Genomic DNA, 4308 nt, shown 5'->3' with positions numbered 1-4308 from the left:
CGGCAGGTTGATTGTGTTGAAACCGGGTACGGGTGAGATAGCCTATGTCTCACCGCCCGGACGTATACTCCTGGATAGTTGCGGTTTGGCCGCCAATGTTGGTGATGTACTGACCTTAAAGGAGTTGCGGCGGCTGGCGGCGGAAATGGCTGAAGCGGTACTTACCCTCGTTGAGCCGGGAGGCGGCAATAGCCTGGCCCGCCAACTTTTAATGGTGCCGCCGCTGCGCCTGGATTACACGCTGGATGCGCTGATGTTCTCGGGCGGTGTGGCCGAGTACATGTACGAGCGAGCCGGAGTACCGTTGACAATTGAGGAAGGTACACGATTTGGTGACCTTGGTCCCTTCCTGGGACAGGCCCTGCAGCAAGCTTGCCTGGCAAAGCAGTGGCAGCTCGCCAGGCCGCTGGAGACCATCAGGGCCACTGTTATAGGTGCCGGTACCCAGACTCTTAACATCAGCGGTTGTACCATACACATTGACCCGGCCATCCTTCCGTTACGAAATGTACCTGTTGTAAAGCCGTTTACAGGTGATGTGCCGGTGAACGCAGAGGAAGTTTCGGTGCAGATCAAGACGCAGTTGACTGCTGCTGGTCTGGAGCAAGGGGATCAGGTGCTGGCACTGGCCATACCCGGCCCGTTCGATCACACCTACCGGGCAGTTGTGGAACTGGGCCGGGGCATAGTGGACGGCATGAAGGGCTACCTGGCCGGGCCCCACCCGCTTGTGGTGGTGCTGGAGAAGGACTGCGGCCGGGTGCTGGGGCAGGTGCTCCGGGGTATGCTGGGCCGGGAGAAACAGGTGCTATGTATTGACCAGATCAATGTGGATGATGGTGATTATATCGATATCGGCTACCCGCTCATGGACGGGCGGGTTGTACCGGTGACAGTCAAAACACTGGTTTTTAACAATTAGGGCGTAGCGGGCAAGGAGGTGGACAGCAAAATGATTTTACAGCCGATTAAAGCCGAGGTGCTGGCAGTGCGCATCATCCCCAATGTGGCCCCCGATCTGGCGGAGAAGCTCAAGTTGACGCCGGAGCAGCGCAGCATAGGCATGCTCACCTGTACTATTGACGATGCCGGCTATACGGCTATTGATGAAGCCACCAAAAAAGCTCAAGTTGAAGTAGTTTATGCACGTTCATTTTATGCAGGTGCCGCGCATGCTTCCGGCCCTCTGTCCGGTGAGTTCATCGGCATCATAGCGGGGCCCAACCCGGCCGAGGTTCGCAGCGGTCTGGAAGCCGCCATTGTTACGCTGGAGGAGGAAGCTTTCTTTTACACTGCCAACGAAGAAGGTACCATTGCCATGTACCCGCATGTCATCTCCCGTACCGGCAGTTACCTTTCCAAAGTGGCCGGTATTCCGGAAGGCGAGCCGCTGGCCTATTTGATTGCCCCTCCCCTGGAATCTGTATACGGGGTGGATGCGGCTCTGAAGGCAGCCGACGTGCGCATGGTGGCCTGGTACGGACCGCCCAGTGAGACCAACTATGGCGGCGCCCTGCTTACCGGCACGCAGAGTGCCTGCAAGGCTGCGGCTGAGGCCTTCCGTGATGCTGTAATCAGCGTGGCCAACGGCCCGCGTAACTATTAACGGTACCGGTTCAACCGGACAATTAAATAATCTAAATAAATCCAACTTATTCAACAGGAGGTCTGCATCATGAGCACAACCAACGCCCTGGGAATGATTGAAACCAAAGGTCTCGTAGGAGCTATTGAAGCGGCGGATGCCATGGTCAAGGCTGCCAACGTTACCCTGATCGGCAAGGTACATGTTGGTGGCGGTCTGGTGACCGTTATGGTGCGCGGCGATGTGGGTGCCGTGAAGGCTGCTACTGATGCCGGTGCGGCAGCAGCACAGCGCGTGGGTGAGCTGATTTCCGTGCATGTCATCCCGAGGCCGCATGCCGATGTGGAATACATTCTGCCCAAACTTGAGAAGTAATGGCCGGGGTGCAAATTCTGGGGGGATAAGAATTGAAGGTAGTTACAGAACTGGAGCTGCGTGACCGTTACCGGAAAGCCCCCTTCACCAGTTTCGAACTGCCGGCCGGGGCCCGGCTGACGCCGGCAGCAGCCCAGTTTCTCAATGAGAGGAAAATAAGCCTTGTCCGGCCCGGTTCATCCCCCCCTCCTGAAGCTGAGTCGGCGGCAGCCCGCGCTGCCGGGTTTGCCGCCACCTGCTCCGGATACCAGTCTGCTACGACTGACCGTGTTGCAGGTTCCCGCACTGCTGAGGCTGTTCAGCAAGCACCCGGTGGCAAGCAGGAGTACCAGACACACCTGCACGGCAGCGAGCTGGTTATTAAAAACCACCCGAGGATCAAACTGCGCGGCCAGCTTGACCACCTTGAAGCTGAAATAATCATAGCCATCCTTGAAGCACAAAAAAATGGTCTTACAATGCTGGCCAACGAGTTGAAGTGGTTCCTGGATTGTATGCGCCAGGTGATGAAGGCCGAGGTAACCGGCACGCCTTTACCGGAAATTGTTTTCGGTGAACTTGACAGCAATCAAATCAGGGAACATTCGCACCATCCTGAAAAATACATCGGTGTTCGTCACTTTATGCCGGAAGCAAAACACGGCCTGATGATGGCACGTCTGAATTTGCTGCGCACTCTGGTCCGCCAGGTGGAACTGGCGGCGGTAGACGCCTTTTGTCACTCCGGCGGGGTAGAGCGGCAGGATCTGCTGACAGCCCTGAACCGTGCCAGCAGTGTCGTCTATATCATGATGTGTCGCCTGCTTGCCGGTACTTACTACAGGCCGGGTGTGTGAGCTGGAACAGGGGAGATGGGGTAAGTTGCTGATCCGGCTAATCAAATCGCCTTCTCCCGCAGTGTTGCGTATCATTGCTGCCAGGCGGCCCGGTCAGGATCGGCCGTCTCTGGATCGTGCCGGTGCCATTGCTCTGATTCAGGGGCAGCTGGCGGATATCCTGCTGGCTGCTGACCTGGCCGAAAAGGCGGCGGCTGTTGAAGTGGACGAGGTCCGCGGCAGTTGTCCACAGCACATGACCATGATTGCCGTATGGGGTGATACTGCCGCGGTTCAGGAGGCTGTGGAAGCAGTTAAGACGGCCTGGCCGGGGAGGGAAAGCGATGCTGCTCGGTAGAGTGGTGGACAGTGTCTGGTCGACGCGTAAGGACGAGACATTGACGGGGATGAAATTCATGATTGTTCGGTTGATTGAAGGTAGTGACGAGAGTTCCGGCTCCCTGATTGTTGCTGTCGATACCATCGGGGCCGGAATTGGTGAAAAAGTGCTTGTGGTGGGGGGCAGCTCCGCCCGCCTGCTGCCGGAACTGATGAACAAACCCGTTGATGCGGCCATTGTCGGCATTATAGATGAAGGAACGAACGAGTAGTCAGAGGTGGATGATCGATGGTCGAGGGACTTACGGATGCCATTGCCCGGGCTGGTGTGGTGGGGGCCGGCGGGGCCGGTTTCCCCACGCATGTAAAAATGGCTGCCAGGGCGGACTTCGTGATTGTCAACGGTGCCGAGTGCGAGCCGCTGTTGCGGGTGGACCAGCAGCTGCTGGAGCTGCATGCCCGGACCATGTGGCAAACCTTGAAAACGCTTGTTAAAGCCACCGGCGCCGCTCAGGGTGTAATTGCTCTCAAAGCCAAGTATAAGAGCGCTATTGCTGAACTGGAAAAGCAAAACCGAAGCAAAAATCTCAAGTTGCATATTCTGGATGATTTTTACCCTGCCGGCGATGAACATGTGCTGGTGAGAGAAGTGACCGGGCGTACCGTGCCGGAAGCCGGTATCCCCCTGAAGGTGGGGTGCATTGTTACCAACGTGGAAACCCTGCTCAATATAGCGGGTGCGCTGGGTGGCCAGCCTGTGGTGGATACCTGGTTGACAGTTGCAGGCGATGTTCCGCACCCGCTCACCTGCAGGGTGCCGGTGGGGACACCGGTACAGGATGTGCTGGCCCTGGCCGGTTGCCGGGATTTAAATGGTAAAGCTGTCATAGAGGGCGGGCCCATGATGGGGCGGCTTCTGGACAACCCCGGGGTGCCGGTTACGAAGACCACCAAGGGTTTGATTGTACTTCCTTCCTCCCACCCGCTGGTGGAGCGGAAGTCACGGCCTCTAGATAAAGAGTTGAAAATGTCGCGTATTGCATGTGTACAGTGTTTCCGGTGCAGTGAAGTCTGCCCGCGTCACCTGTTGGGTCACCGCCTGGAGCCGCACAAGGTCATGCGCTCGCTGGCCTACATGCTGCACGACGTGACTGCTGTCAAGTCCAGCCTGCTGTGTTCGGAATGCGGCGCCTG

Annotated in this window: 7 protein-coding genes; all 7 read left to right on the top strand. The window is 57.4% G+C overall.

Going from position 1 to position 4308, the window contains the following annotated elements:
* The coding region (locus ACPLUI_RS11725) for an ethanolamine ammonia-lyase reactivating factor EutA (protein WP_424660444.1) at positions 1 to 922 on the top strand (922 nt) is incomplete at its 5' end.
* Positions 923 to 952: 30 nt separating this feature from the next.
* A complete protein-coding gene (gene eutL / locus ACPLUI_RS11720; RefSeq protein WP_424660443.1) occupies positions 953 to 1606 on the top strand; it encodes an ethanolamine utilization microcompartment protein EutL in 654 nt (217 codons plus the stop codon).
* 69 nt (positions 1607 to 1675) lie between these two features.
* Positions 1676 to 1960, top strand: a complete 285-nt coding sequence (gene eutM, locus ACPLUI_RS11715; protein WP_424660442.1) for an ethanolamine utilization microcompartment protein EutM — start codon at positions 1676 to 1678, stop codon at positions 1958 to 1960.
* A gap of 32 nt (positions 1961 to 1992) precedes the next feature.
* Entirely contained in the window at positions 1993 to 2796 is an 804-nt protein-coding gene (locus tag ACPLUI_RS11710) for a hypothetical protein (protein ID WP_424660441.1), read from the top strand.
* 25 nt (positions 2797 to 2821) lie between these two features.
* Positions 2822 to 3133 carry a BMC domain-containing protein gene (locus tag ACPLUI_RS11705; RefSeq protein ID WP_424660440.1) on the top strand — a complete coding sequence of 104 codons (312 nt, stop codon included), beginning with the start codon at positions 2822 to 2824 and terminating at the stop codon, positions 3131 to 3133.
* Positions 3120 to 3386, top strand: a complete 267-nt coding sequence (locus ACPLUI_RS11700) for a EutN/CcmL family microcompartment protein (RefSeq protein WP_424660439.1) — start codon at positions 3120 to 3122, stop codon at positions 3384 to 3386. Before ACPLUI_RS11705 ends, ACPLUI_RS11700 begins: the two co-directional genes overlap by 14 nt.
* Before the next feature lie 17 nt (positions 3387 to 3403).
* Positions 3404 to 4308, top strand: a 905-nt coding sequence (locus tag ACPLUI_RS11695; protein ID WP_424660438.1) for a 4Fe-4S dicluster domain-containing protein, incomplete at its 3' end; no start/stop codon positions are given.

The organism is Desulfofundulus sp., from assembly GCF_049701015.1.
In the GTDB taxonomy this organism is placed as follows: Bacteria; Bacillota; Desulfotomaculia; order Desulfotomaculales; family Desulfovirgulaceae; genus Desulfofundulus.
This window is presented reverse-complemented; position numbering and strand designations above follow the sequence as displayed.